Raw genomic sequence first — 24876 nt, forward strand, 5'->3', positions numbered from 1 at the left:
TTGGAAATTACCCGTATTCGCATGTTGCGCGGCCCAAATTTATGGAGCCGTCATACCGCCTTAGAAGCCATTGTTTCTTGTAATGAATCAGAGCGCTCAATCGACTCTATTCCCCAATTTGAAATCAAGATTCGTGAGCGCTTTCCACAACTTGGCAGCATGCGTCGCGGCGGCTACAACGAAGTGCTTTCACTTGCACACGCTTTAGAACATGCAGCCTTAGGCCTCCAAGCACAAGCTGGTTGCCCAGTAACCTTTAGTCGCACCGTTCAGACTGTGGATACCGGCGTCTATCAAGTCGTTGTTGAATACACCGAAGAAGTGGTTGGTCGGATGGCTTTTGACTTTGGCTTTGCATTAATTCAAGCGACTCTGAACGATGCGCCATTTGATCTGGCTGCGGCCCTCTCAGAACTAGAAGCACTATATGAAGATGTCCGCCTAGGGCCTAGCACTGGATCCATCGTCGATGCAGCAGTACAACGCAATATCCCCTATCGCCGCATGACCGAAGGTAGCATGGTGCAATTTGGCTGGGGTAGCAAACAAAAACGTATTCAAGCTGCAGAAACTAGTGACACCAGCGCTATTGCAGAGGCGATTGCGCAAGATAAAGAGCTCACTAAAAATTTACTCGCTGCTGCTGGCGTCTCCGTTCCAATTGGTGAAGTAGTTACGACTGCCGATGATGCTTGGCGTGCCGCTCAAAAGATTGGCGGCCCTATTGTGCTTAAGCCAAAAGACGGAAATCAAGGCAAAGGAGTTGTTGCGAACATTCAAACAGAAGAAGAGGTACGCGCTGGGTTTATTGTGACTCAAGCCTTTGGTCGCGAAACCATTGTTGAGCGCTATCTGCCAGGCGCAGACTACCGCTTACTAGTTGTAGGCAATCGACTTTCTGCAGCTGCTCGGCGTGAGCCTGCCCAGGTGGTTGGCGATGGGACTCATACCGTTGCCCAATTAGTTGAAATTGAAAACAAAAATCCATTACGTGGCGATGGTCATGCCACAGCGCTAACAAAAATTCGTTTTGATGATATTGCGCTGGCACATTTAGCAAGTTCTGGCCTTACTCCACAACATATTCCTAAAACTGGTGAACGCGTTCTTCTACGTAACAATGCCAACCTAAGTACCGGTGGCACCGCAACTGATGTAACAGATGATGTTCATCCCGATGTTGCAGCAAGCGCTGTAGCTGCTGCACAAATGATTGGGCTCGATATTGCCGGCGTAGATATCCTTTGTGAATCCATCTACAAGCCACTTGAGCAACAAGGTGGCGGCATCGTTGAAGTGAATGCAGCGCCTGGTTTACGCATGCACCTTAAACCCTCTTATGGCAAAGGTCGCCCTGTTGGAGAAGACATTGTCAATATGATGTTCCCTCCAGGCGAAGATGGACGCATTCCTGTCGTAGCCGTTACCGGCACCAATGGCAAAACTACTACTGTCCGCCTGATCTCTCACCTATTAAATGAAACCGGTTTGCGTGTTGGCATGACTGGCACAGATGGTGTCTATATCAACCATCGCCTAATTGATACCGGCGATTGCAGCGGCCCGAAGAGCGCACGCAATGTATTAATGCACCCTGACGTGGATGCAGCAGTATTAGAGACAGCTCGAGGCGGCATGCTCCGCGAGGGACTAGGCTTCGATCGCTGTGAAGTGGCCGTAGTGACCAATATTGGCGAAGGCGATCACCTAGGCCTCAACTACATTACCAGTGTTGAGGATTTAGCCATTCTTAAGCGCGTGATTGTGCAAAACGTTGCCCCTACTGGAGCAGCAGTTCTCAATGCGGCTGACCCAATGGTTGCGAAGATGGGTGATAAATGTTCTGGTCGAGTTATTTTCTTTGCCCAAAACCAGCACCATCCAGTGATTGCAGCGCATCGTGCCAAAAACAAAAAAGTTATTTACTTTGACGGCACTTATATCGTTGCCTCTAAAGGTGCACGCGTCATGTTCCGCTTCCCAGTCAGTGAAATTCCGTTGACTCAGAATGGCGTACTCGGATTCCAGGTGGAAAATGCCATGGCCGCAATCGGCGCAGCATGGGCCTTAGGTCTGGATGCAGAAAAGATTGCGCGTGGCTTACATAGCTTTGAAAGCAATGCAAGTTCAGTACCGGGTCGCTTCAATCAATTCCAGCACAATGGCGCAACAGTCATTGCTGACTATGGTCACAATCCAGATGCGATGCGCGCCTTAACCAGCGCCATCGAAGCAATGAAGCCAAACAAGAGCCATGTAGTCATCAGTGGCGCGGGCGATCGTCGTGACGAAGATATTCGTGATCTCACTCGCATCTTAGGCAATGCTTTTGACAACGTCATCCTCTATCAAGATGCCTGCCAGCGTGGACGCGAAGATGGTGAAGTATTAAAACTACTTCAAGAAGGTCTTGTTGGGGCTACCAAGGCAAAGCAAATTAAAGAGATTCATGGTGAATTTAAAGCAATTGATACCGCTCTAGACGATCTATCTGCTGGCGATATCTGCCTCATCCTGATTGATCAAGTGGAAGAATCACTTGCCTACCTCAAAGAAAAGGTAAAACCTTAAGGGCAAAATAGATGACCCCCTGAAATTACTTCAGGGTAATAAAAAACCCAATCAGCTGATTGGGTTTTTTATTTGGGGGAAGCAATCTGCTTATGAATGGTAGTGCTGAATTCGATCGATCTCTTCTTTCGAACCCAACATCACAGAAACACGCTCATGCAAATCAGTTGGCTGTAAATCCATAATGAGATCTGTGCCATTGGTAGATGCACCGCCCGCCTGCTCCACTAAGAAACTCATGGGGTTGGCTTCGTACATTAAGCGTAACTTACCAGGCTTATGGGGCTCACGCTGATCCCATGGGTACATAAACACCCCACCACGGGAGAGAACGCGATGTACATCTGCCACCATAGAGGCGATCCAACGCATATTGAAATCCTTATCGCGCGCTCCGCTCACACCAGCAAGACACTCCTCAACATAACGGCGTACTGGGTCAGCCCAGTGACGCATGTTGGACATGTTGATTGCAAACTCTTTAGTTGAGTGGGAAATGGTTACCGAATCCTTGATCAATAAAAACTCGCCAGTGACTTTATTGAGAGTAAACATCACTACACCGTCGCCTAAGGTCAATGCCATCGTGGTTTGAGGACCGTAAACGACATAACCAGCAGCAACTTGATGGCGACCTGACAATAAGAAATCAGAAGTCTGTAAAGGGGCGTTAGGGTCTTGTTTCTTTAGGACAGAAAAAATCGTTCCAATAGAAACGTTCACGTCAATATTGGATGAGCCATCGAGCGGATCAAACAAGAGTAGGTAATCTCCTGTTCCTTGAACAGGAACTGGTAACTCCATCTCTTCGGAGGCCAAACCAGCAAGAGACTTGCAACCCTTGACACCATCAATCAGTAAATCGTTTGCAATGATGTCGAGCTTTTGTTGAACTTCACCTTGAACGTTGCCGGTGCCTGCTGAGCCGAGCAATCCAATCAACGCGCCCTGAGCCACCTCATGACTCAGTGTTGAACAGGTATTGACTACCGCCGTAAGCAAATCTTGCAATCCAGCAGGAATAGCCGCGCCCGCAGGTTTTGCAGATGTTAAATATTGCTTGAAATTAATATGGGTACTTGAGGACAAAGGTATTTCTCCAGTTTTTTGCCAAAGTGGGTTATTGAGCTCTATTTTGCCTTGTTATTTAGAGGGGCTAGTTACCTAGCGCCTTTCCTATCACCTCTCTCACATCTGGAGAGAGCGTCTGGCACGCTGAAACGCGCTCCAGAGCCGCTTTCATGCGATCTTGATAGGGTTGTGCAAATAAGCGCCAGCGATCCAGGGCTCGAGCAAGACGAGCGGCAACCTGAGGATTGATGGGATCAAGCGCCAAGACGCTATCGGCCCAGAACTCATATCCACTGCCATCCACCTGGTGAAAGCTTGCCGGGTTATTTGCACAGAAGGCATGAATGACGCTGCGTACTCGGTTGGGATTATTTAACTTAAATGCAGGATGTTCGCGCAGCTTCTTCACCTCTTCCAGCGTAGAGTCGAGACCATCAACTGGTGGGCGACTTGATTGCAATCCAAACCACTTATCAATCACTAAAGCGTCATTGGCAAATCGGTTGTAGAAATCAATTAAACAATCTTTGGCTGGTTTTGCACCATGCACCACCAACGCAGCTAAAGCAGCGTAACGATCAGTCATATTGTCAGCAATTTGATACTGATTGGCAGCCATTGGTGCCCACACTGCAGGCGCCGCTTCAAGCAGCATGCTTAATGCCAAGTTCTTAAGTGCGCGCTTTCCAGAATCCACTCCATCCGACTTAAATGGTCCAGGTGTTTGCATCTGTTGATACAAGGCAGCCCACTCCAGCTGGAGTCGCTTAGCAATTTCTCTGCGGAAGGCGCGGCGTGCAGTAAATATCTCCTGAGGATCCACGCTCGTACATTGCTCATACAAATAAGACTCAGCAGGTAGCGTCAGGGCCAGATCTTTAAAGGCTGGATCCAAATTAGGGTCAAGCAGAATATTGCGATAGGCCTCAATGAGTTGGACATCTGGCAAGCGATTATTCAGAATCATTTGCATTGCTAGTTTTTGACCAGCCTCCCAGCGATTGAATGCATCGTCATCACTGGAGAATTGCGTCAAGAGATCTGCTTCAGACTGCTCAAAATCTAAGTTAATCGGTGCCGAGAAATTGCGATTAATCGATAACACTGGACGCTCTTCAATATTGTCAAAGGTCCACGTCTGACTATCTTGTGTCAGCTCCAGCAATTGTTCTGTTTGATCGTTCGCCTTGGTAATTAAGCGCATCTTCAATGGAATATGAAAAGGCTTCTTCTCTGGCTGGCCGGGACTAGGCGCGCAACTTTGCGTCAGCGTGAGTTGGTACTGTTTTTTGGCGGCATCGTAATGCTCTTGCACCTTCACTCGTGGAGTCCCTGCCTGGCTGTACCAATTCTTGAACTGAGTCAGGTCTTTGCCATTGGCATCAGCCATCGCCATCAAGAAATCATCACAGGTCACTGCCTGACCATCATGGCGCTTGAAGTACAAATCCATGCCCTTACGGAAACCATCCCTTCCAAGCAGGGTTTGGTACATCCGGACTACCTCAGAGCCCTTCTCATACACGGTCACGGTATAGAAGTTATTGATCTCTTGGTACTCATCAGGACGAATTGGATGCGCCATCGGACCCGCATCTTCTGGGAACTGCAGCTGACGCAACAAGCGGACGTCTTCAATTCTCTTTACTGCCCTGCCAGATTCACTACCCATTTGGTCAGCAGAAAACTCTTGGTCTCTGAAAACGGTTAAACCCTCTTTCAACGATAACTGGAACCAATCCTGACAGGTGACGCGATTGCCGGTCCAGTTATGAAAGTACTCATGCGCAACAACGCTTTCAATATTGGCAAAGTCAGCATCAGTCGCTGTTTCTGGTTGCGCAAGCACAAACTTGGTATTGAAAATATTCAATCCCTTGTTTTCCATCGCGCCCATATTGAAATCACTAACAGCCACAATCATGAAACGCTCTAAATCCAGCTCCAGGCCAAAGCGTTTTTCATCCCAATGGATTGATGCAATCAAAGAGTCCATGGCATGACGCGTTTTCTTCAGATCATGCGGCTCAACCCAAATTTGTAAGAGCTTCTTAGCACCACTACTGGTAGTAATAGTCTCTTCAATGCACTCCAGCTTGCCTGCCACCAAGGCAAACAAGTACGAAGGCTTCGGAAATGGGTCTTCCCAGGTCGCACTATGCCAACCATTAGGAAGTTTTTCTGTATTAATTAAGTTACCGTTAGATAACAAGACTGGGCACTCTGCTTCACGAGCGCGCAGCGTTACCTTGAATCGCGCCATGACGTCTGGACGATCTAAGAAATAAGTAATCTTTCTAAAACCCTCTGCCTCACACTGGGTAAAGAAGTTGCCATTCGAAACGTACAAACCCATCAGGGTTGTGTTTTTCTCTGGCACACAAACACAAATAATTTCAACGATGAATTTATCTTTACCTTCATTTGGCAAAGAATGAATCGTGAGTGTTTCAGGGGTTAATTCAAAATGGCGATGGGCTTCACCATTAATCCGTAAGCTGACGAACTCGAGCTCATGTCCGACCAATACCAAGGGAGCCCCTGGTTCAATGCTTTTGCCCGGCAGAACTTCAATTCGACTTTTAACAATCGTTCTGGCTGGGTCTAGAGCAATATCAAGCTCGACCTGATCGAAGGTATAAACGGGGGGACGGTATTCGAGCCGACGAAAGCTCTGCGGGAGATCAGTTTTCATGAGCCTATTTTAAGTCTAGGCTGGCAGACGGGTTGCCGCCTATATCAAGCCCAGATCAAGGTAGCAATGCCAATGGCAATAAAGGTGATGGCTGCTATGGCATGCACCCACTTGATAGGCATCCGCTTGGTGAACTTCTGACCAATCCAGACCGCAGGAGCATTAGCCAGCATCATCCCCAATGTGGTGCCAACCGTTACCGAGACTACATCCTCATAACGAGCACCCAGGGCAATAGTAGCAATTTGTGTCTTATCACCCATCTCAGCCAAAAAGAACAGGCCGGTCGTTAGCAAAAATACTTGTAGGGCTTTATCAGCGACCTTAGATCCAGCAGCGTCGTCAATATGATCTGGCACCAACAACCACAAACCAATACCTAAGAAGCTCAATCCTAAAATCCAGCGCATGACATCGGGCGACACCAGAGTCGTCAACCAATGACCCAGTAAGGCAGCACATGCATGATTAGCGATCGTAGCAATAAAAATACCAGCAATAATTGCCATCGCTTGCCTTGGATAGCGAGCTGCAAGCATCAATGAAAGCAGTTGGGTTTTATCACCCATCTCCGCTAAGGCAACCACCCCAGCAGAGAGGGTTAATGCTGAAAAATCCATGTAAGTAGGTCCAGTCAGTTTTGCAATGTTCTGCGTATGAGAGATATTTTAAATCCCCTGTTCACTGGACCCGTTTTGCCTTATAGAGCGGCTATGCCACGAATAGCTCCTCAAATGATGTGCAGTCCAGCCCTTGAGCTTGCGCAACAGGTTCTGAAGTTAAGATTCCTTTATGAACACTTAGACCATTGCGCAAATGATGATCAATAGATAGTGCCTTCATTACCCCACGATTAGCCAAAGCTTCCACAAAGGGATAAGTTGCATTTGTTAAAGCAAAGGTAGATGTTCTGGCGACCGCACCCGGCATATTGGCTACGCAGTAATGAAGCACACCATCCACTACAAATGTAGGATCTGCGTGGGTTGTAGGTTTAGAGGTTTCAAAACAACCGCCTTGATCAATAGCCACATCCACCACCACTGAACCTGGCTTCATCTTTTTGATCATGTCATGCGTTACCAACTTTGGTGCTGCAGCGCCAGGAAGTAAGACTGCCCCAATGACAACATCAGCCTCACAGACCTCCTGCTCAATCAGCAAGCTATCAGAGTAAAAAGTTCTCACTCGATTGCCATAGAACATATCAATCTGACGCAAGCGATCAATATCGCGATCGAAGATGCACACATCAGCGCCCATACCCACGGCCATTTGCAAAACATTTCGTCCAACTACGCCGCCACCCAAAATCACGATCTTTGCTGGAGAGACGCCAGGCACTCCAGCCATCAAAACACCCAGACCACCATTGGTTTTCTCAAGATGTGATGCAGCCGCCTGAATAGACATCCGTCCAGCCACTTCACTCATGGGCGCCAACAAAGGTAGGACACCATTCATAGCTGTGACAGTTTCATATGCAATACAGGTAGCTCCAGATTGCAGCAAAGCTATTGTTTGCTTGGGGTCAGGTGCTAAGTGTAAATATGTGAATAAAATTTGATCCTCACGCAACATGGCGCACTCCTGTGCCTGAGGCTCTTTCACTTTGACAATCATCTCCGCTTTGTGAAATACCTCTGCTGCACTATTAATTAAGCTAGCGCCAGCCAGTCGATATGCTTCATCGCTCAAGCCAATTTGTGCCCCAGAACCTCGTTGGATCAAGACGGAGTGTCCTTGCTTGCAAAGTCCGCTGACATTACCAGGCGTTAAACCCACCCGAAACTCATTATTTTTTACCTCTTGAGGTACACCAATAATCATTGCTATCTCCTATTATTTAAATTGACGCTGAATTGTAGTTTTGCGATGCAAGCCCACGACATAAAACATCACGAGATACACGCCCAATAAGCACGGCCCTACTATTAAGGCGATCCATGCATCCTCGTGAAAGCCCATCAACACCACAACTAAAGCAATGAATGCCAAAGCGAACCACGAGGAATACGGCCACCAAGGAGCGCGATAAGCTAATTGAGCTACTTGAGATTGAGATAGAGAGTGACGGAATTTAAGCTGCGTAATGAGAATAGCAATCCAGACCATCAAACCAATGAAGGTGACTGCCGCCATCATGTATTGAAAAGCTTTATCAGGCACGAAATAATTCAGTACTACGCCTGTCATGCAGACTCCGACTGTAGACATCACAGCACGATGCGGAACACCATACTTTGAAAGTTTTGAAAATGACTTGGGAGCGTAACCATTAGACGATAGTGAATACAACAAACGTCCGCCACTAAAGATGCCCGCATTACAAGACGAAAGTGCAGCAGTAATGACAACAAAGTTAATTAATCCTGCAGCCTCACGTAAGCCCAATCTTTCAAACATCACTACAAATGGACTACCCTGCTGACCCACTTGATTCCAAGGGAAGATTGCCAAAATCACAAGAATTGCACCCATGTAAAAAATCAGAATGCGCCATGCCAGAGAATCAATAGCCATCGGAATGGTTTTTTGTGGATTCTCAGCTTCGCCTGCAGATAAGCCAATCATCTCGATACCAACATAAGCAAACAAAACCATTTGCAGTGACAGCAGCATTCCACTAATGCCATTTGGAAAGAAACCACCGTGTTGCCATAGATTACTTAAGCCGATGGGTTGCCAATCATTCGTAAAGCCAAATAATATGACCGCACCCCCAAGTGCAATCATGGCGACAATCGCCACCACCTTGATCAGCGCAAACCAAAACTCAAATTCACCAAATACCTTTACAGCAATGAGATTGATTAAGCCCATCATCACAATGGAAGAAAGGGCCCAGACCCACTGTGGCGTCTCCGGAAACCATATTCCCATATAAATACCTACGGCTGTGACTTCTGCAATACCGACCACAATCCAATAAGACCAATAGCCCCAGCCCACCATATAGCCGGCTAGTGGGCCTACATAGGTATTGGCATATGCCGCAAAAGATCCCGCTACCGGCTCATGAACAGCCATTTCACCTAGCGTACGCAAAACAATGAAGGCAACTAGACCTGCAAGCAGATAGCCCAAAAGAATAGATGGGCCAGCAATTTGTATAGCGCTAGCCGATCCAAGAAACAAGCCCACGCCAATCGTTGAGCCTAAGGCCATCAAACGAATATGACGTACTTTGAGATGGCGCTTTAAGCCAGTGTGTTCAGTCTGCAAGAGAGACCTCCTTTCGATTTGTCGTTGGCGACTTACCAACGGAGCAAAGTCTAGGGAGGACTGATGATGAGCACTAGAGGGGGAAAATTACTAAAGTGACGAATTGAATAAATCTGAATAGACTTAAATAAAAATGTCTTTGAAATCAATGCGGCGTTTGCAATAAATTATTTTTGACTGCAAAAGAATCAGTAAATTCCTACAGGGAATCCCCTTAAAGATTTAAGGCACTCCTTATAAAAATCTACTGGGCAGCAATGAGATTGAGTATTTCTGCAGCAGCTGCTAAGCCGCAAGCGGCAGTTACCATCACTGTAGAACCGTAGCCCGAGCATGCCAAGCCTCCACTAGAAGCACCAGCGCGAGGCTCATGAGAATAAATAGCGCGAATGCCAATCTTTTTCTTAAGATTTCTAGAGAAGCCATGATCTTGTCTTAGCCCTTGGCGCACCTTAGCTAACAAAGCGTCTTGTTCGGTACGTGAAAGATCTTCACAACGCACAGATGTAGGGTCAGATTTTCCACCAGCCGCTCCACACATTACTAAAGCACGCTGATTTTTAACAGCCCAAACAGATAAGGCAATTTTGGTTTGTACTGAATCAGTAGCATCTAATACCAATGCATTTTCTGGAATAAGTCGGTCTAGATTTTCAGGCTCTAAAAATTCATCACAAGAGGTGAGTTTGATTTCTGGATTAATTTGCACAATACGTTGAGTCATCGCCTCAACCTTTGCTTTGCCGTACTGCCCTTCCAAAGCATGCAATTGTCGGTTTGTATTGCTCTCGGCAATATGATCAAAATCAATTAAGACTAAATGTCCAATGCCAGTGCGCGCCAAAGCCTCGGCAGCCCAAGAGCCAACTCCTCCTAGACCTGCCACTACTACAGTTGCATGCAAAAAGCGCTCGCGTAGCTCTGGTCCATAGAGTCGGGAAACTCCACCAAAACGGCGATTCTCTAAGCTGTCTTCTATCTTGTCTTCTGCCATAGCTTCTCTTTATACTGAATAAATGGACTCCATTGCTCAACTCCGCAAAAACTATACCTTTGGCCAGCTATCAGAGACTGAGGTTCCCCAGGACCCACTGCAGCTTTTTCAGCTCTGGTTTGAACAAGCTATGAAGGCGGAATGCCCGGAACCCAACTCGATGACCCTGGCAACAGCAGATCAAGCAGGAAATCCATCAGCCCGTATTGTCTTACTAAAAGGTGCCGACCAAAACGGCTTTACCTTTTTTACCAACTACGAAAGCCAAAAAGGCCGTGATTTAGCCATACGTCCTCAGGCAGCCCTTCTCTTTCATTGGCACGAACTAGAGCGCCAAGTCCGCATTCAGGGCATTGTTGAGAAAGTAAGCGCTACTGAGAGCGATGAGTACTTTCACTCTCGCCCACCGGCCTCCAGAATTGGTGCCTGGGCATCGCCTCAGAGCGCTGCCATCCCCAACCGAGAGTTTTTAGAAGAGGCGGAAAAACGCTTCAAAGCAGAATTTGGCGACAAGCCCCCTCGCCCAGAGCATTGGGGTGGCTATCGACTACGCCCTGCCGAAATTGAATTCTGGCAGGGTCGCCCTTCGAGACTGCATGACCGCATGCACTACAAGCTAGAAGGAAACCAGTGGCACGTGAACCGCTTGGCGCCTTAAGCTTTTATAGATTTAGGAATACTGGGGCGCAATAAGCGATTTAAATTTCGCTCTAAATTTAGCCAGCTTGGGCGCAACCACCGCCATGCAATACCCTTGATTGGGGTGCTGCTGAAAATAATTCTGGTGATAGTCTTCTGCCGGATAAATAGTTGGAGCAGCTTCAATCTGCGTTACTACGGGATTGGAGTAAATTTTTGAGTCCTCCAGCTCCCCCACTACTTCGTGAGCAATCTTGGTTTGCTCATCACTATGCGTAAAAATGACAGAGCGATATTGCGTTCCGTGATCATTGCCTTGATAGTTCAAAGTGGTTGGATCATGAATCACAAAAAAGATTTCCAGCAAATCCCGAAATGAAACCACTTGTGGGTCAAACAAAATATCGACAATCTCTGCGTGGCCAGATACGCCAGTGCAGACAGCCTCATAAGTCGGATTAGGCCTTGCGCCACCGGCGTAACCAGAAACTACGGATTTCACCCCGGTAATTTGCTGATAAACCGCCTCAAGACACCAAAAACAGCCCCCACCGAGGGTTGCACGCTCTAAAAGAGGTTCGTTTTTATTGATATTTATTTCCATGGCTTTATCCTAATGCCTTATTTCAATGTCTGCCAACTAATAATCCCCTATGAATCGCTTCACTATCCAGCTCGACGAAATTAAGGCAGCCTTTGCTGCTGAACCAAACCCTACGATTGAAGTCAGGTTAGATCGCATTGCTCGCATTAAAAAAATGATTGAGGCCAATGAAGAGAAAATTTGCAAAGCTCTCGAGGCAGACTTTGGAGTGCGCCACTCAGTAGAGACAAGACTTGCTGAATGCCAGATGATTTATCAGGCATGCAAATACACTCGCAAGCACCTTAAAGAATGGATGAAACCGGAGCAAAGAGAGGTTCCTTTTCACATGGGAGCCTCACATGCCTACATTGAAAGTCAGTCGCTCGGCGTAGTTGGCATTCTGAGTCCTTGGAATTATCCCGTTCAATTAGCCCTCATTCCGGCGATCGCTGCCTTTGCTGCTGGTAATCGTATTTGGCTAAAACCATCCGAACGTAGCTCACGCACCTCCGGATTTATTGCGAGCTTAATTCAAGAATATTTCCACCCGTCAGAATTTTGCGTCACTACTGGCGGTCCCGATGTAGCCGAGCAATTTGCGGCGTTACCTTTTGATCATCTCTTCTTTACTGGCTCCGGCACAATCGGTAAAAAGGTGATGCGCGCTGCGGCCGAGAACCTCACGCCGGTCACACTGGAGCTAGGCGGTACGACTCCCGTCATTATTGATAAAAGTGCCAAACTCAAAGATGCGGCTGCCTCGATCACCTATGGCAAGTTGCTGAATGGCGGACAAACCTGCATTGCGCCGGACTATGTTTTGATTGAAGCAAGTCTTCAAGAGGCATTTATTCAAGAGTTACAAGCTGCAGCACAAACTCAATTTAGCAATCCTGAAGAATTAACCGGCCCGATTGATGAAAGACAACTGGAGTACTGGCAACACTTAGTGAGTGATGCGCTAGATCGTGGAGCCAAAGCAATTCCCCTTCTTAATAATCCAGGTGCCGGAGCAAGGCCGTTTGATCCCATCGTATTGACCAATGTTCCGCCTGAGGCACGAGTGCTTCATGAAGAAATCTTTGGGCCTATTCTGCCAATCGTGACTGTTGCTGATACCTCTGCAGCAATTGCTTATGTAAATAACAAGCCAAATCCCCTTGCTTTGTATTGGTTTGGTAAAGACAAAAAGAATATGAAGCGGGTTTTGAGTGAGACTCGCTCTGGCGGCGTTACCGTCAATGACACACTACTGCACATCACCATTGAAGATCTCCCTTTTGGTGGTGTTGGTGCTAGCGGTATGGGTAGCTATCACGGCAAAGCAGGCTTTGATACCTTTAGCCACCAAAAGTCGATTCTTGAAGTGCGCGGTTTCTTTGGCTTGAATTTCTTCAAAGGAACAAAGACAGCGCGCCCTCCCTATGGAAAAATGACCGAGCGGTTATTGCGCTATTTGAAGTAATACTTCAGGCCAACAGCAACCTGATTGCAAACCCAATAAATAAAGTTCCCGCCAACATCCAGAGCGCCGTGGCAAAACGGGGGCGCGCATGAAAGAACCTTACAGAGGTTTGACCCACAACGATGAGACACGCTAAGTAAGCCATACTCATTATCTGCAGAACAATCGCAAGATAAAAGAACGTATGCAATGGGCGTACAAATTCTGGTCGAATAAATTGCGCAAAGAAAGCAATAAAGAAAAAGATTGCTTTAGGATTGGTTAACGATAGCGTCAATGCAGAAAACAGTGGATGCAATTGCATCAGGCGCACTTGAAACTCATGGGTCTTTGCCTCTGGTCCCCTTGACCAACGCTGCTGACCGCTTCGTAACAGACCGTAACCCATCCAGGCTAAGTACACAGCCCCTAATGTACGTACAAGACTAAAAATAAAAGGCGAAGAAATCAGAATAGATGCGGCACCCAAGACAACGGCCATCATCAAGATTGAATCGCCAATGAAGATGCCGATTGCACCCCAAGCACCAGAACGCCAACCCTTTTGAATGGATATCGTTAAGACATAAAGTGAATTTGGGCCAGGCAGCAAAATAATGAATAGCGTCCCTAGCAAATAACTTGAGAAATCAATGATTCCAGCATTACTAGGCGACAAGAGACTATATGAGAGCCATTCCATCTCGATATGATAATTAATTCGGGAAAACCCTTGTAATCGAACCATCAAACTGTCATAATAAGAGGCTTTTTTAAGCAATTTGATTCATCGCCCCCCAGCTCTATTTCAGCGTACCGTTTAGAAGTCATAAACACCGAAGTTACAAAAACGCGCTGCCGCTTGTCTGATGGTCGATGCCTTTGACCATCGCACCCTGTAAAAAAATATGGGTGCAACATACGGAGACATCCCTTAAAGGGGATGTGTAATAGCATGACTTTTTCTAAAGAAACTAAACACGAGTCACATGACTCAAAGAGCGCTGGAAATGAATTCCAGAATTTCGCCCTAGCGGCATCACTCCTTAAAAACGTTGCTGAACTGGGTTATACCCAAGCCACTTCCGTGCAAGCTCAGGTTATTCCTGCAGCCTTAGCTGGTGGTGACTTATTGGTCAGCAGCCAAACCGGTAGCGGTAAAACCGCAGCCTTTTTACTGCCTTTGATTAATCAACTCATCGAAGACAACCCGAACAACTCACCTGTACCAGGTCGCGCACAACCTAAAGTGTTAGTGCTCTGCCCTACTCGTGAATTAGCTCAACAGGTTGCCGCCGATGCGGTGAACTTAGTTCGTGGCATGAAAGGTATCCGTATTGCAACTGTTATGGGTGGCATGCCTTACGGCAAGCAAATCCAGGCGTTAAAAGGTGCATTGTTAGTTGTTGCAACACCAGGTCGTTTGCTCGACTTGTGCGACAGCAAGGCAATTCGCTTAGACGACGTAAAACAACTCGTTATCGACGAAGCCGATCGCATGCTCGACATGGGATTTGCCGATGATCTCGAGGCTATTGATAAGCGTTGCGCAGGCCGTAACCAAACTTTGATGTTCTCTGCAACTTTTGCGCCGAAGATTATGTCTTTAGCAAACGAGTTGACCACAGATGCCAAGCGTATTGAACTCGCTCACGCAGGTGAAAAGCACGCCAACATTGAACAGAAGTTGCATTGGGCTGACAGCATGTCTCACAAGCATAAGTTGCTTGAGCACATTTTGGCTGATGCCGATTTGGATCAAGCGGTTGTGTTTGCAAGCACTCAAGTTGAAAGCGAAAAAATTGCTGACACCTTGCGCGCTAATGGCTACGAAGCTACTGCCCTTCATGGTGCAATGCCTCAAGCTGTGCGTATGCGTCGCCTTGAGTCCTTACGTAAAGGTCACACCAAGATTTTGGTTGCGACTGACGTAGCGGCTCGCGGTATTGATGTACCACGCATTAGTCACGTGATTAACTTTGGCTTGCCAATGAAACCAGAAGACTATACGCATCGCATCGGTCGTACTGGTCGTGCAGGTCGTAATGGTGTTGCTATCACTTTGGTTGAACATCGTGATCGCGCCAAGATCCGCAATATCGAACGCTTTACACAGCAAGATATCGTTGCTTCAGTCATCGCTGGTCTTGAGCCACAAGCCAAGCCAAGCTTTGGTGGTGGCGGCGGTCGTCCTGGTGGCGGTCGTTCTGGCGGTGGTGGTCGTTCTGGCGGTGGCTTTGGTGGCAATCGCTCTGGTGGTGGTGGTCGTTATGGCTCAGGCGCTCGTTCAGAGTCTCGCTTTGGTGGTGGTGGTTCAGGCGATTCACGTCCAGCCCGCTCTGCTGACTCACGTCCTGCGCGTTCTGCTGACTCACGTCCTGCGCGTTCTGCTGACTCACGTCCAGCAGGTGGTCCGCGTTTTGCGAAGCCAAAGGCTGGCGGTCAACGTCGCAACTTTAGCGGTAGCTAAAAATGATTCGCCGTAATCGTCTCCGTTCTGCATGGAATCGAGTCGGTTCCGGTGAAATCCATCGGGCGCCACGCGAGTGGCAACCATGGCTAAGCGATACTGGGTCTCTCACCCAAAAAATTGAGAAAGCAATTGGGCAAAAACTGGAAATTCAGGTTTTGCGTGACTGCCCTCAATCACTCAATAGCGACGAAAGTCGCTATTTTCATTTCAAGCTCAGACGCTGCAGGGTACGCGAAGTACTGCTTTGCTCTAATGGAGTTCCCCTGGTAATGGCGCATAGCGTTATTCCAACGCTGAGCTCAAGCGGCAGCAATCATGCCGTTCTACGCCTGGGCACAAAGCCTCTGGGGGCGGTGTTATTCGCCAAAACCCGGAAGCACTCAAAAGCAAAGCCTCCACGGGATATTGCTCGTTTAGATAAAAGCAGTGAATTGTGGAAAAAGTCTTTCAAACATTTTCCTGGTTTGCGTTCACCTCTATGGGCACGACGCACCCTCTATAGATTAAAGGGTCACCCTATTTTGGTAAATGAAATTTTCTTACCCGCTTTATTGAATGCTGTGAAGTTTTAGTTCTTCGCTTTTGCTTTTATATTGTTAACCAAGCTAAAGTAGATTTAATCAAAGCTTCATCACCAGGCTCGCTGGTAAAGACTTCACCAAACCCAATTAGCTCAGCCGCATCAGCAATATTGTGATGTGGGCACAGCGCGCTAGCAGCATTGAGGTTTTGGGTAAATTGATCTTTCATGACCTCACCCAGATAACGCACCGCCTCAGAAGAAGTGAGCAGCCAAAGAGATTTACTTAAATCCATTTCACGCACAAGATGCCAAGCAGGGTTATCCAAATCTAAAGGCACACGTCTGTATGTAGAGATTGTCTCAACCGTAGCGCCAGCTCTCGTTAGCGTGTCAGCCAGCCAATCACGACCGCCCTCACCCTTAAAGATCACTACTTTCTTATTTTGCCAATCCCATTGCAGAGATCCAAGCTCCTGCCACAGACCCTCCGAGTCCCAGTTTTCATTATTTCCAGGGATGATGATAGGTGTTGGATTTTCTTCTAAACCAATGCCATGGTTTTTTAAAGCCAGATTGCTGCTGCCACCCATCACACCAATCGGAATAATCTTTTTGGAAAAGTCTTGCCAGTCTCGCTCCAATAAACGCATCACACTTTCAATGGCATTAGGACTCACAAAGATAGCTAGATCGGCATTACTTAATGCTGTAGCAATATGATCCACCAAATGTTCATCAGACTTTGGAACAATTGTTAGCAAAGGTAGCGACAGTATCTCTGGCAGGCTACGTTTACCCACTCCACTCGCTTCGATTGCACGAGTGAGGACATCAATCAGCTGACGCGCCTGGCCGCTAGGTCTGGTGACGATGATTGTTTTAGTACTCATCGCTACTAATGCGTTTATTTGGAAATCTTTGGGATTAAATCTGCCGCACCCTGTGACAGCAGATCTTTTGCAACTGCAAGGCCTAGGGCTTCTGCATCCTCAACTGATTTCACTTGCGCACTACCGTTAGCAAGACAAATAGCTTTGCCATCGGTGCTTGCGACAAACGAGCGAATTTGCATTTGATTTTGATCCCAGACAGCGTGCGCAGCTAGTGGCACCTCACATGAGCCGCCCAACTGACGGGACACCATGCGCTCGGCAGAAACAGCGAACAAAGTTGGCAAATCATTTAATGGCGTAAGCCATTGCTTGATGTTCGGATGCTTACTTAAAGTTTCGATACCCAAAGCGCCCTGACCTGCAGCAGGCGTATAAGGATCATATGGCAAGAATGCACGGATGCGTGACTCCAAACCTAAACGTTTTAAACCAGCAGCGGCCAAAATAATGGCTTGGTACTCGCCCTTATCCAATTTACCCATGCGGGTATCTAAATTTCCGCGTAAGGGTTGAATCTCGAGGCGAGGAAACTTGGCGCGCAAAACAGATTCGCGTCGCAAACTAGATGTACCAACAATTGCTCCAGCAGGGAGATCTTCCAAGCTAGCGTAATCATTAGAAACAAAAGCATCTCTTGCATCTTCTCTTGCCATCACGCAGGAAAGATCAAACCCCTCCGGCATCACCATTGGTACATCCTTTAAGGAGTGCACTGCTAAATCTGCACGACCATCCTCCAAGGCGGTTTCTAGCTCTTTTACAAAAAGGCCCTTACCACCCACTTTAGAGAGGGTTTTATCCAAAATCTGGTCACCGCGGGTAGTCATCCCCAGAATTTGGACATCGCAGTCGGGATAGAGCGTTTTAAGGCAATCTCGGACGTGCTCAGCCTGCCACATGGCTAGGCGACTTTCACGGGAGGCGATTACAAGGCGCTTTGGGGCTACCGAGGGGGTGGAATTCAGGGTTTGGGACATAACATTTAAAATAATCAAAGACCTACACCAATATACTGTGTTTATGAGCTCATCAAATAATTCCTTAGACAATAAAGCCCAAGCTTGGTCGGCCCGTTTTGCCGAACCCGTTGACGAACTAGTACAGCGTTATACAGCCTCTATCGGCTTTGATCAACGCTTTGCAATGGTCGATATTGCTGGATCTTTGGCTCATGCCGAGATGCTAGCTACCCAAAAAATCATTAGCGCCCAAGATTTGGCTGACATCCAAAAGGGAATGGCACAAATTAAAAGTGAGATCGAGTCCGGTCAATTTAATTGGCAACTCGCTCTTGAAGATGTTCATCTCAATATTGAAGCGCGCCTTACTGCTTTGGTTGGCGATGCGGGCAAGCGTCTTCATACCGGTCGTTCACGCAATGACCAAGTGGCAACTGATTTACGCCTTTGGTTGCGTGGCAGCATCGATGATATTGCTGTGACTCTCAAATCTTTACGTGTGGCATTGTTAAATTTGGCTGAGAAGCATGCATCCACCATCATGCCTGGTCACACCCATTTACAAGTAGCGCAGCCAATTACATTTGGTCACCACTTGATGGCCTACTATGAAATGTTTAGTCGTGATGCAAGCCGCTTAGCGGATTTGCGTGCGCGCTTGAATCGCTTACCTTTAGGTGCCGCTGCATTAGCAGGAACTACTTACCCAATCGATCGCGAGCAAGTAGCCAAGGCGCTTGGGTTTGATGGTATCTGCAACAACTCCTTGGACGCAGTATCTGATCGCGACTTTGCGATTGAGTTCTGCGCCTTTGCATCTATCTTGATGATGCACGTATCACGCCTTTCTGAAGAGCTCATTCTTTGGTTGAGCCCACGCTTTGGCTTTATTGACCTACCAGACCGCTTTTGTACTGGTAGCTCGATCATGCCGCAGAAGAAAAACCCTGACGTCCCTGAATTAGCTCGCGGCAAGACTGGTCGTGTTTATGGTGATTTGATTTCTTTGCTGACCTTAATGAAAGGTCAACCGCTCGCATACAACAAAGACAATCAAGAAGATAAAGAGCCTTTATTTGACGCTGTTGATACCGTGCAAGATACCTTGCGTATTTTTGCTGACATGGTGCCGCACATCGAAGTTAAAGCTGAAGTGATGAAGAAGGCGGCAGAAGAAGGTTTTGCAACAGCAACCGACTTAGCCGACTACTTGGTTAAAAAAGGCTTAGCCTTCCGTGACGCGCATGAAGCAGTAGCGCATGCGGTTAAAGCTTGTGTTGGCAGAAACTGTATGCTGACTGACCTCAGCCTCTCAGAGCTGCGCTTTGCTTGCGGCCTTGATAATCGTCCAGAGCTAATCAGCGATGATGTTTTTGCATTACTCACAGTGGATGGCTCAGTTCAATCTCGTCAACATGCGGGCGGTACCGCCCCTGCTCAAGTTCTTGCAGCAATCAAACGGGGTCGTGCAGACCTCTAAACTGCATGGGGTTTTGGTCCAAACTCTCTGCGGGCATTGATCGCGTAAACCAGCTTCTGGGTAAGGCAGCCAGCATCATGATTCTGCTGTCTTGCGTAGTGTCTGCAGCCAATGCGCTTCTTCGCTACGGATTGGATATCAGCAATAACTGGCCACTAGAGCTGCAGTGGTACCTCTTTGCTGCCGCAGTCATGCTGGGCGCCTCCTACACACTGAGACGTAATGAACATGTCCGGGTCGATTTAATTTATTCCCAGCTATCTAATCGCGGCCGTTTATGGGTCGATCTTTTTGGCTTAATTTTCTTTTTGATGCCAGCCTGCATCTTATTCACTTGGCTCTCATGGACCACTCTTTTTTATCCATCCTGGTTAGTTATGGAGCATTCACTGAACTCTGGCGGATTAGCGCGCTACCCCATTAAGTTTGTAGTCCCATTTGGATTTTTCATGCTGAGCCTACAAGGCTTATCCGAAATCATTAAGCGTTACGGCGCACTCAAAGGTGAAATCACCTTACCCGCCGAAGATCTTCGTTACGAAAAGCCGATGCAATGATTCCATTGGAGTGGATGCCGCCCTTAATGTTTGGTGGACTGATCGTCTTTATGCTGATCGGCTTCCCGGTTGCCTTCTCATTGATGGCGGCAGGATTATTCTTCTCCCTGATTGCAATCAATGAAGGTTTCTTTGGAATAGCGTTTTTACAAGCCATTCCACAGCGCATCTTTGGCAGCGTGCTCGCCAACGATCTATTGCTTGCCATCCCCTTCTTTACCTTCATGGGCGCCATTCTGGAGCGCTGCGGTCTTGCGGAAGAAATGCTGGATTCGATGGGGCAGCTTTTTGGGCGTGTGCGTGGAGGCCTGGGTTACTCCGTCATCATCGTCGGATTTATTTTGGGTGCAATCACCGGCACTGTAGCGGCTCAGGTGATCGCCATGGCTATGATCTCGTTACCAGTGATGATGCGTTACGGCTACAACATGCGCTACGCTACAGGCGTTTTAGCAGCTTCTGGAACCATTACGCAACTGGTACCCCCATCCCTGGTTCTCATAGTTCTTGCCGATCAATTGAAAACCCAAAGTGGCAGCGCTGATGTGGGCAGTATGTATTTAGGTGCGTGGGGTCCCTCACTTCTTCAAATCGCCCTCTTTGCGCTCTACACTTTCTTCTTAAGCCGTATACGCCCCGACTATCTACCGCCCGTTCCTGAGGGCGATATCACACTGAAGGGCTGGGCACTTTGGAAAAAATGTCTCATGGGAATCATCCCATCAGCCGTTCTGATTTTCCTGGTGCTAGGGACCATCATGACCGGCATTGCAACACCTACAGAATCTGGAGCGATGGGCGCAATGGGTGCGTTGCTATTGGCATGGCTTCGTAGAGCAAGTATCCCCAATTTAAAAGGATTGGTTCAGGAGGCCTATCAAAATACGATGCGCATCACTGCCATGGTGGTCTTTATTTTGATTGGGTCGACTTGCTTCTCGGTCGTATTCCAAGGAGTGGATGGCGGCTTTTGGGTTGAAGAGCTTTTCTCCAATTTACCCGGCGGCTGGGTTGGCTTTCTAGTCGTAGTGAATTTATTTGTTTTCTTCTTAGCTTTCTTCTTAGATTTTTTTGAAATCGCATTCATCGTTGTGCCGATGTTGGCACCAGTGGCCGTCAAACTATTGGCACCCGTACTGTTAGCGTCAATGAATGGCAATCCACAAGCGGCTGCTAGTGCTGCGCTGGTTTGGTTTGGGGTCATGCTTTGCGTCAATATGCAAACCTCCTTTATGCATCCCCCATTTGGCTTTGCCCTGTTCTATCTCAGGGGTGTAGCTCCCAAAGAAGTGAAGAGCAGTGACATTTACTGGGGTGCGCTACCCTGGGTCGGCTTACAACTTGTTATGGTGGCAGTAGTAATCGCTTTCCCGGCCCTAGTGACAACTTTCTTAGACAAGCCTGCTGCAGTCATAGAGAGCCAGGACTTCAACTTCACGAGCGAAGAAAACAAACCCGATACTCCAGCCCCTAAAGCGGATGAAGATGCTCCGGTAACTTTTCAACTGGACAAGCCAGTTAAATAAAAATGCCCCGCATTTGCGGGGCATCAAATTACGAGATATGGCCTAGATTAAAGAGTAATGTCGCGCTCTTGTCTAACGCAATCCACGTAGTACTCGCTTTTTCCATCAACGCTGGTTTTAACCAGTCCATGAATGTCCGTTTCAAATCCAGGGAACTGCTCGTTGAAGTCTCTAGCAAAGTAAAGATAGTCAACGATGCGCTTATTGAAGCGCTCGCCTGGGATAAGCAATGGAATACCTGGAGGATATGGCGTTACCAACATTGCCGTTACGCGACCTTCAAGTTGGTCAAGCGGCACGCGATCGACTTGCTTGTGCGCCATCTTTGCCCATGCCTCTGAAGGCATCATTGCAGGAACCATGTCTGAGGTATACATCTCTGTTGTCATACGTGCTACATCACGGCTCTTATAGAACTCATGGATTTGCTGGCAAATATCTTTTAAGCCTACGCGCTCATAGCGTGGGTGTTTGGCTACGAACTCTGGCAACACTTTCCACAAAGGCGCATTTTTATCAAAATGGTCTTTGAACTGCTGCAACTCGGTTACGAGAGTATTCCAGCGACCCTTGGTAATGCCGATTGTGAACATAATGAAGAATGAGTACAAACCGCACTTCTCCACAATAACTCCGTGCTCAGCAAGGTACTTGGTAACGATGCTGGCCGGAATGCCCATCGAACCAAAATTACCTTCAATATCTAGGCCAGGCGTAACAACGGTAGCTTTGATTGGGTCGAGCATATTGAAGTCTTTGGCCAACTTACCAAAGTCATGCCAAGCAGCGGATGGTTCTAATACCCAGTCAGAACGCTCACCAATACCCTCTTCGGCCAAGTGATCTGGGCCCCAGACCTTAAACCACCAGTCAGCCCCAAACTTATCATCCACTTCACGCATAGCGCGACGGAAGTCCATTGCTTCAGCAATAGATTCCTCTACCAACGTTGCGCCACCAGGAGACTCCATCATGGCTGCAGAGACGTCGCATGAAGCAATAATGGCGTACTGAGGGCTGGTTGATGTATGCATCAAATAAGCTTCATTGAAACAGTCACGATCCAACTTTGTATCTTCCGCGTCCTGCACCAACACTTGAGATGCTTGGGATAAGCCAGCCAACAACTTATGGGTTGACTGGGTGGCAAACATCAAACTCTTCTTAGTGCGCTTACGATCTGAACCTATTGCATGCATATCCTTATAGAAAGGATGGAACGCAGCGTGTGGTAACCAAGCTTCGTCAAAATGCAAGGAATCTACTTTGCCATCCAGCATCTCTTTAATCATCTCAACGTTGTATACGATGCCGTCATAAGTGCTTTGAGTCAGTGTCATGACGCGAGGCACAACATTCTTATCCTTAATGAATGGATTGGCATCAATTTTCTTCTTGATGTTTTTCCACTCAAATTCTTCTTTCGGGATCGGACCAATGATGCCTAAGTGATTACGGGTGGGCATTAAGAAGATAGGGATTGCGCCCATCATAGTGATGGAATGAATCACAGACTTATGGCAATTTCGGTCAACCAAGACTACGTCGCCAGGAGCAACGGTGGAGTGCCAAACAATCTTATTTGAAGTAGAGGTTCCGTTAGTGACAAAAAACAAATGATCGGCATTAAAGATGCGGGCGGCATTGCGCTCGCTCTGCAACACTGGGCCAGTATGATCAAGGAGTTGACCAAGCTCTTCAACAGCATTACAAACGTCAGCACGGAGCATGTTCTCACCAAAGAACTGGTGGAACATACGGCCTACTGGGCTCTTTAAGAAAGCAACGCCGCCAGAGTGGCCTGGGCAATGCCAAGAGTAAGAACCCTCAGAGGCGTAATTAGTGAGAGCACGGAAAAATGGTGGCGCCAGAGAATCTAAATACACTTTTGCTTCACGAATAATGTGGCGCGCAACAAACTCGGGCGTATCTTCATTCATATGAATGAAGCCATGCAACTCACGCAAGATGTCATTAGGCATATGACGTGAAGTGCGAGTCTCGCCATACAAGAAGATTGGAATATCTTCATTGCGTTTACGAACTTCAGTAATAAAAGCACGTAGGTTATTTAAAGCAGGAAGATCATGGTCTTCAGAATCGGAATCAAACTCTTCATCATCGATCGAAACAATGAAGGTAGATGCACGAGAGGCCTGCTGAGCAAAAGAAGTAAGGTCGCCATAGCTAGTTAAGCCAATAACCTCCATACCCTCATTCTCTATCGCCTCGGCTAGGTCACGAATTCCCGAGCCCGAAATATTTTCGGAGCGGAAGTCCTCATCAATGATGATGATTGGGAAACGAAATTTCATAAATACTCCCCTACTAACTTGTCCGATGTATTCGGAACCCACTTATCAAAATTGGTTAGATCAATTACTCGATCGCCGTCTGGTAATGCTGTCACTATATCGATGAAAGTCGCATTTTGCTGCACATCTTTAGGCAAGTAAACATGGCGAGCATAGACCTGGTTAGCTAAGCTCTCGTGATAACCCGTAAAGGTAATCAGTAAATGCCATTGACGCTCAATTGCCGCTTTACCCAAGTAATCCTTTAAGGCGCTTGTCTCGTCAATACTATGCATTGCAGTCCAGGTTAATGAGAATACTGGGCTCTCAGAACGATGTAACTGCAATTCGACTGAACGACGATAACGCTCCCCTTCAGCAGTCATGCTTTCGGCAATTAACCAAAGTCGCAGTTGCGCTTCAACAATGTGCGAACTGCGATCATTCGCTACGCGAAACTTAAAAGTCTGTATGCCATCATGACTTCCAACAACCGCCACCTTAGAAAAGCGCACACCAGCAGTAGGTCTAGTGAATCGCGCAAAAGCCAAACCAGTGGTTAATGCGGAATACACAATTCCAAAAAAGGCTTCAAAAGTCACAATTGCATTTGGCCAGCTACCTATAGGCGTCATGCGACCGTAGCCAATTGTTGCCATAGTTTGCACGCTAAAGAAAAATGTATCCAACAATGATCCTGGCTTGGCATTGGTAATAGCGCCATCACCGCAAGCTAAATAGGCAAATGCAAATAAGAGATTGGCCCCGAGATAAACAAAGACAACCAGCAGCATGAAGCTGCTCCAGGTGGTACCTAACAGCCAGTGATAAAAATTATTTTCTGGACGCGCAACTTCAGTGCGCGATAGTGTTGCGCGATATTCATCTAAGTTAATTCGCGCAGGACGGCGATTAAACGGAAATAATTTACGCACTGCCGTAATGG

At 47.4% G+C, this 24876-nt stretch carries 20 protein-coding genes; 8 read left to right on the forward strand and 12 right to left on the reverse strand.

Features of this window, described 5'->3' with window-relative positions; genetic code table 11:
• The gene (gene cphA / locus ICW03_RS06840) at window positions 1-2571 is read left to right on the forward strand and encodes a cyanophycin synthetase (RefSeq protein WP_215346758.1); all 2571 of its coding nucleotides are present in this window, start codon (window positions 1-3) and stop codon (window positions 2569-2571) included.
• Between the two features lie 90 nt (window positions 2572-2661).
• On the opposite strand, the gene ICW03_RS06845 is transcribed toward cphA, so the two are convergent.
• The 6 genes from ICW03_RS06845 to ICW03_RS06870 form a co-directional block, all read right to left on the reverse strand.
• A complete protein-coding gene (locus tag ICW03_RS06845; RefSeq protein WP_216861041.1) occupies window positions 2662-3660 on the reverse strand; it encodes a class 1 fructose-bisphosphatase in 999 nt (332 codons plus the stop codon).
• A 67-nt stretch (window positions 3661-3727) separates the two neighbouring features.
• Complete coding sequence (gene pepN / locus ICW03_RS06850) at window positions 3728-6337, reverse strand: aminopeptidase N (protein WP_215346760.1); 2610 nt, start codon at window positions 6335-6337, stop codon at window positions 3728-3730.
• Window positions 6338-6381: 44 nt separating this feature from the next.
• Entirely contained in the window at window positions 6382-6957 is a 576-nt protein-coding gene (locus ICW03_RS06855; protein ID WP_215346762.1) for a TMEM165/GDT1 family protein, read from the reverse strand.
• 91 nt (window positions 6958-7048) lie between these two features.
• Entirely contained in the window at window positions 7049-8167 is a 1119-nt protein-coding gene (gene ald, locus ICW03_RS06860; RefSeq protein ID WP_215346764.1) for an alanine dehydrogenase, read from the reverse strand.
• Between the two features lie 12 nt (window positions 8168-8179).
• Window positions 8180-9562 (reverse strand): amino acid permease, encoded by a 1383-nt coding sequence (locus tag ICW03_RS06865; RefSeq protein WP_215346766.1) that lies wholly within the window; start codon window positions 9560-9562, stop codon window positions 8180-8182.
• Between the two features lie 244 nt (window positions 9563-9806).
• On the reverse strand, window positions 9807-10556 hold the full coding sequence (locus ICW03_RS06870; protein ID WP_215346768.1) for a ThiF family adenylyltransferase: 750 nt from the start codon (window positions 10554-10556) through the stop codon (window positions 9807-9809).
• A 22-nt stretch (window positions 10557-10578) separates the two neighbouring features.
• On the opposite strand from ICW03_RS06870, the gene pdxH reads away from it, so the two are divergent.
• Entirely contained in the window at window positions 10579-11214 is a 636-nt protein-coding gene (pdxH, locus tag ICW03_RS06875) for a pyridoxamine 5'-phosphate oxidase (protein WP_215346770.1), read from the forward strand.
• 12 nt (window positions 11215-11226) lie between these two features.
• Here the strand turns inward: pdxH and msrA are convergent, their stop codons facing one another.
• Window positions 11227-11799: a peptide-methionine (S)-S-oxide reductase MsrA gene (msrA, locus tag ICW03_RS06880; RefSeq protein WP_215346772.1), complete on the reverse strand. Its 573-nt coding sequence runs from the start codon at window positions 11797-11799 to the stop codon at window positions 11227-11229.
• A 49-nt stretch (window positions 11800-11848) separates the two neighbouring features.
• Between msrA and ICW03_RS06885 the strand changes: the two genes are divergently transcribed.
• Window positions 11849-13246, forward strand: coding sequence for a coniferyl aldehyde dehydrogenase (locus tag ICW03_RS06885; RefSeq protein ID WP_215346774.1), 1398 nt, complete (start codon window positions 11849-11851; stop codon window positions 13244-13246).
• A gap of 4 nt (window positions 13247-13250) precedes the next feature.
• Here the strand turns inward: ICW03_RS06885 and leuE are convergent, their stop codons facing one another.
• Window positions 13251-13928, reverse strand: a complete 678-nt coding sequence (leuE, locus tag ICW03_RS06890) for a leucine efflux protein LeuE (RefSeq protein WP_215346776.1) — start codon at window positions 13926-13928, stop codon at window positions 13251-13253.
• Window positions 13929-14180: 252 nt separating this feature from the next.
• Between leuE and ICW03_RS06895 the strand changes: the two genes are divergently transcribed.
• Window positions 14181-15695 (forward strand): DEAD/DEAH box helicase, encoded by a 1515-nt coding sequence (locus ICW03_RS06895; RefSeq protein ID WP_215346778.1) that lies wholly within the window; start codon window positions 14181-14183, stop codon window positions 15693-15695.
• 2 nt (window positions 15696-15697) lie between these two features.
• Window positions 15698-16270 carry a chorismate lyase gene (locus ICW03_RS06900; RefSeq protein WP_215346780.1) on the forward strand — a complete coding sequence of 191 codons (573 nt, stop codon included), beginning with the start codon at window positions 15698-15700 and terminating at the stop codon, window positions 16268-16270.
• Between the two features lie 16 nt (window positions 16271-16286).
• Here the strand turns inward: ICW03_RS06900 and ICW03_RS06905 are convergent, their stop codons facing one another.
• The gene (locus tag ICW03_RS06905) at window positions 16287-17111 is read right to left on the reverse strand and encodes a uroporphyrinogen-III synthase (protein WP_215346782.1); all 825 of its coding nucleotides are present in this window, start codon (window positions 17109-17111) and stop codon (window positions 16287-16289) included.
• Window positions 17112-17125: 14 nt separating this feature from the next.
• Entirely contained in the window at window positions 17126-18091 is a 966-nt protein-coding gene (hemC, locus tag ICW03_RS06910; RefSeq protein ID WP_215346784.1) for a hydroxymethylbilane synthase, read from the reverse strand.
• A gap of 43 nt (window positions 18092-18134) precedes the next feature.
• Between hemC and argH the strand changes: the two genes are divergently transcribed.
• From argH to ICW03_RS06925, 3 genes are read left to right on the forward strand one after another with little or no spacing between them, the layout of a single operon-like run.
• Entirely contained in the window at window positions 18135-19553 is a 1419-nt protein-coding gene (gene argH / locus ICW03_RS06915; RefSeq protein WP_215346786.1) for an argininosuccinate lyase, read from the forward strand.
• Between the two features lie 5 nt (window positions 19554-19558).
• A complete protein-coding gene (locus ICW03_RS06920; RefSeq protein ID WP_215346788.1) occupies window positions 19559-20110 on the forward strand; it encodes a TRAP transporter small permease subunit in 552 nt (183 codons plus the stop codon).
• Window positions 20107-21636 carry a TRAP transporter large permease subunit gene (locus tag ICW03_RS06925; protein WP_215346790.1) on the forward strand — a complete coding sequence of 510 codons (1530 nt, stop codon included), beginning with the start codon at window positions 20107-20109 and terminating at the stop codon, window positions 21634-21636. Before ICW03_RS06920 ends, ICW03_RS06925 begins: the two co-directional genes overlap by 4 nt.
• Window positions 21637-21683: 47 nt before the next feature.
• Here ICW03_RS06925 and ICW03_RS06930 read toward each other — a convergent pair whose 3' ends face one another.
• Window positions 21684-23951 (reverse strand): arginine/lysine/ornithine decarboxylase, encoded by a 2268-nt coding sequence (locus ICW03_RS06930; RefSeq protein WP_215346792.1) that lies wholly within the window; start codon window positions 23949-23951, stop codon window positions 21684-21686.
• Window positions 23948-24865 carry an ion channel gene (locus ICW03_RS06935; protein WP_215346794.1) on the reverse strand — a complete coding sequence of 306 codons (918 nt, stop codon included), beginning with the start codon at window positions 24863-24865 and terminating at the stop codon, window positions 23948-23950. The genes ICW03_RS06930 and ICW03_RS06935 overlap by 4 nt, the downstream gene beginning before the upstream one ends.
• Window positions 24866-24876: the final 11 nt, after the last annotated feature.

Source organism: Polynucleobacter sp. MWH-Aus1W21, from assembly GCF_018687275.1.
Classification (GTDB): domain Bacteria; phylum Pseudomonadota; class Gammaproteobacteria; order Burkholderiales; family Burkholderiaceae; genus Polynucleobacter.

Bases quoted from the DNA above. Each gene is read 5' to 3' on its own strand.
- pepN (WP_215346760.1), bottom strand. From the start codon at position 6,337: ATGAAAACTGATCTCCCGCAGAGCTTTCGTCGGCTCGAATACCGTCCC.
- ICW03_RS06920 (WP_215346788.1), top strand. From the start codon at position 19,559: ATGGGGTTTTGGTCCAAACTCTCTGCGGGCATTGATCGCGTAAACCAG.
- ICW03_RS06895 (WP_215346778.1), top strand. From the start codon at position 14,181: ATGACTTTTTCTAAAGAAACTAAACACGAGTCACATGACTCAAAGAGC.
- argH (WP_215346786.1), top strand. From the start codon at position 18,135: ATGAGCTCATCAAATAATTCCTTAGACAATAAAGCCCAAGCTTGGTCG.
- msrA (WP_215346772.1), bottom strand. From the start codon at position 11,799: ATGGAAATAAATATCAATAAAAACGAACCTCTTTTAGAGCGTGCAACC.
- leuE (WP_215346776.1), bottom strand. From the start codon at position 13,928: ATGGAATGGCTCTCATATAGTCTCTTGTCGCCTAGTAATGCTGGAATC.
- ICW03_RS06925 (WP_215346790.1), top strand. From the start codon at position 20,107: ATGATTCCATTGGAGTGGATGCCGCCCTTAATGTTTGGTGGACTGATC.
- ICW03_RS06870 (WP_215346768.1), bottom strand. From the start codon at position 10,556: ATGGCAGAAGACAAGATAGAAGACAGCTTAGAGAATCGCCGTTTTGGT.
- ICW03_RS06855 (WP_215346762.1), bottom strand. From the start codon at position 6,957: ATGGATTTTTCAGCATTAACCCTCTCTGCTGGGGTGGTTGCCTTAGCG.
- ald (WP_215346764.1), bottom strand. From the start codon at position 8,167: ATGATTATTGGTGTACCTCAAGAGGTAAAAAATAATGAGTTTCGGGTG.
- ICW03_RS06905 (WP_215346782.1), bottom strand. From the start codon at position 17,111: ATGAGTACTAAAACAATCATCGTCACCAGACCTAGCGGCCAGGCGCGT.
- ICW03_RS06900 (WP_215346780.1), top strand. From the start codon at position 15,698: ATGATTCGCCGTAATCGTCTCCGTTCTGCATGGAATCGAGTCGGTTCC.
- pdxH (WP_215346770.1), top strand. From the start codon at position 10,579: ATGGACTCCATTGCTCAACTCCGCAAAAACTATACCTTTGGCCAGCTA.
- ICW03_RS06885 (WP_215346774.1), top strand. From the start codon at position 11,849: ATGAATCGCTTCACTATCCAGCTCGACGAAATTAAGGCAGCCTTTGCT.
- ICW03_RS06930 (WP_215346792.1), bottom strand. From the start codon at position 23,951: ATGAAATTTCGTTTCCCAATCATCATCATTGATGAGGACTTCCGCTCC.
- hemC (WP_215346784.1), bottom strand. From the start codon at position 18,091: ATGTCCCAAACCCTGAATTCCACCCCCTCGGTAGCCCCAAAGCGCCTT.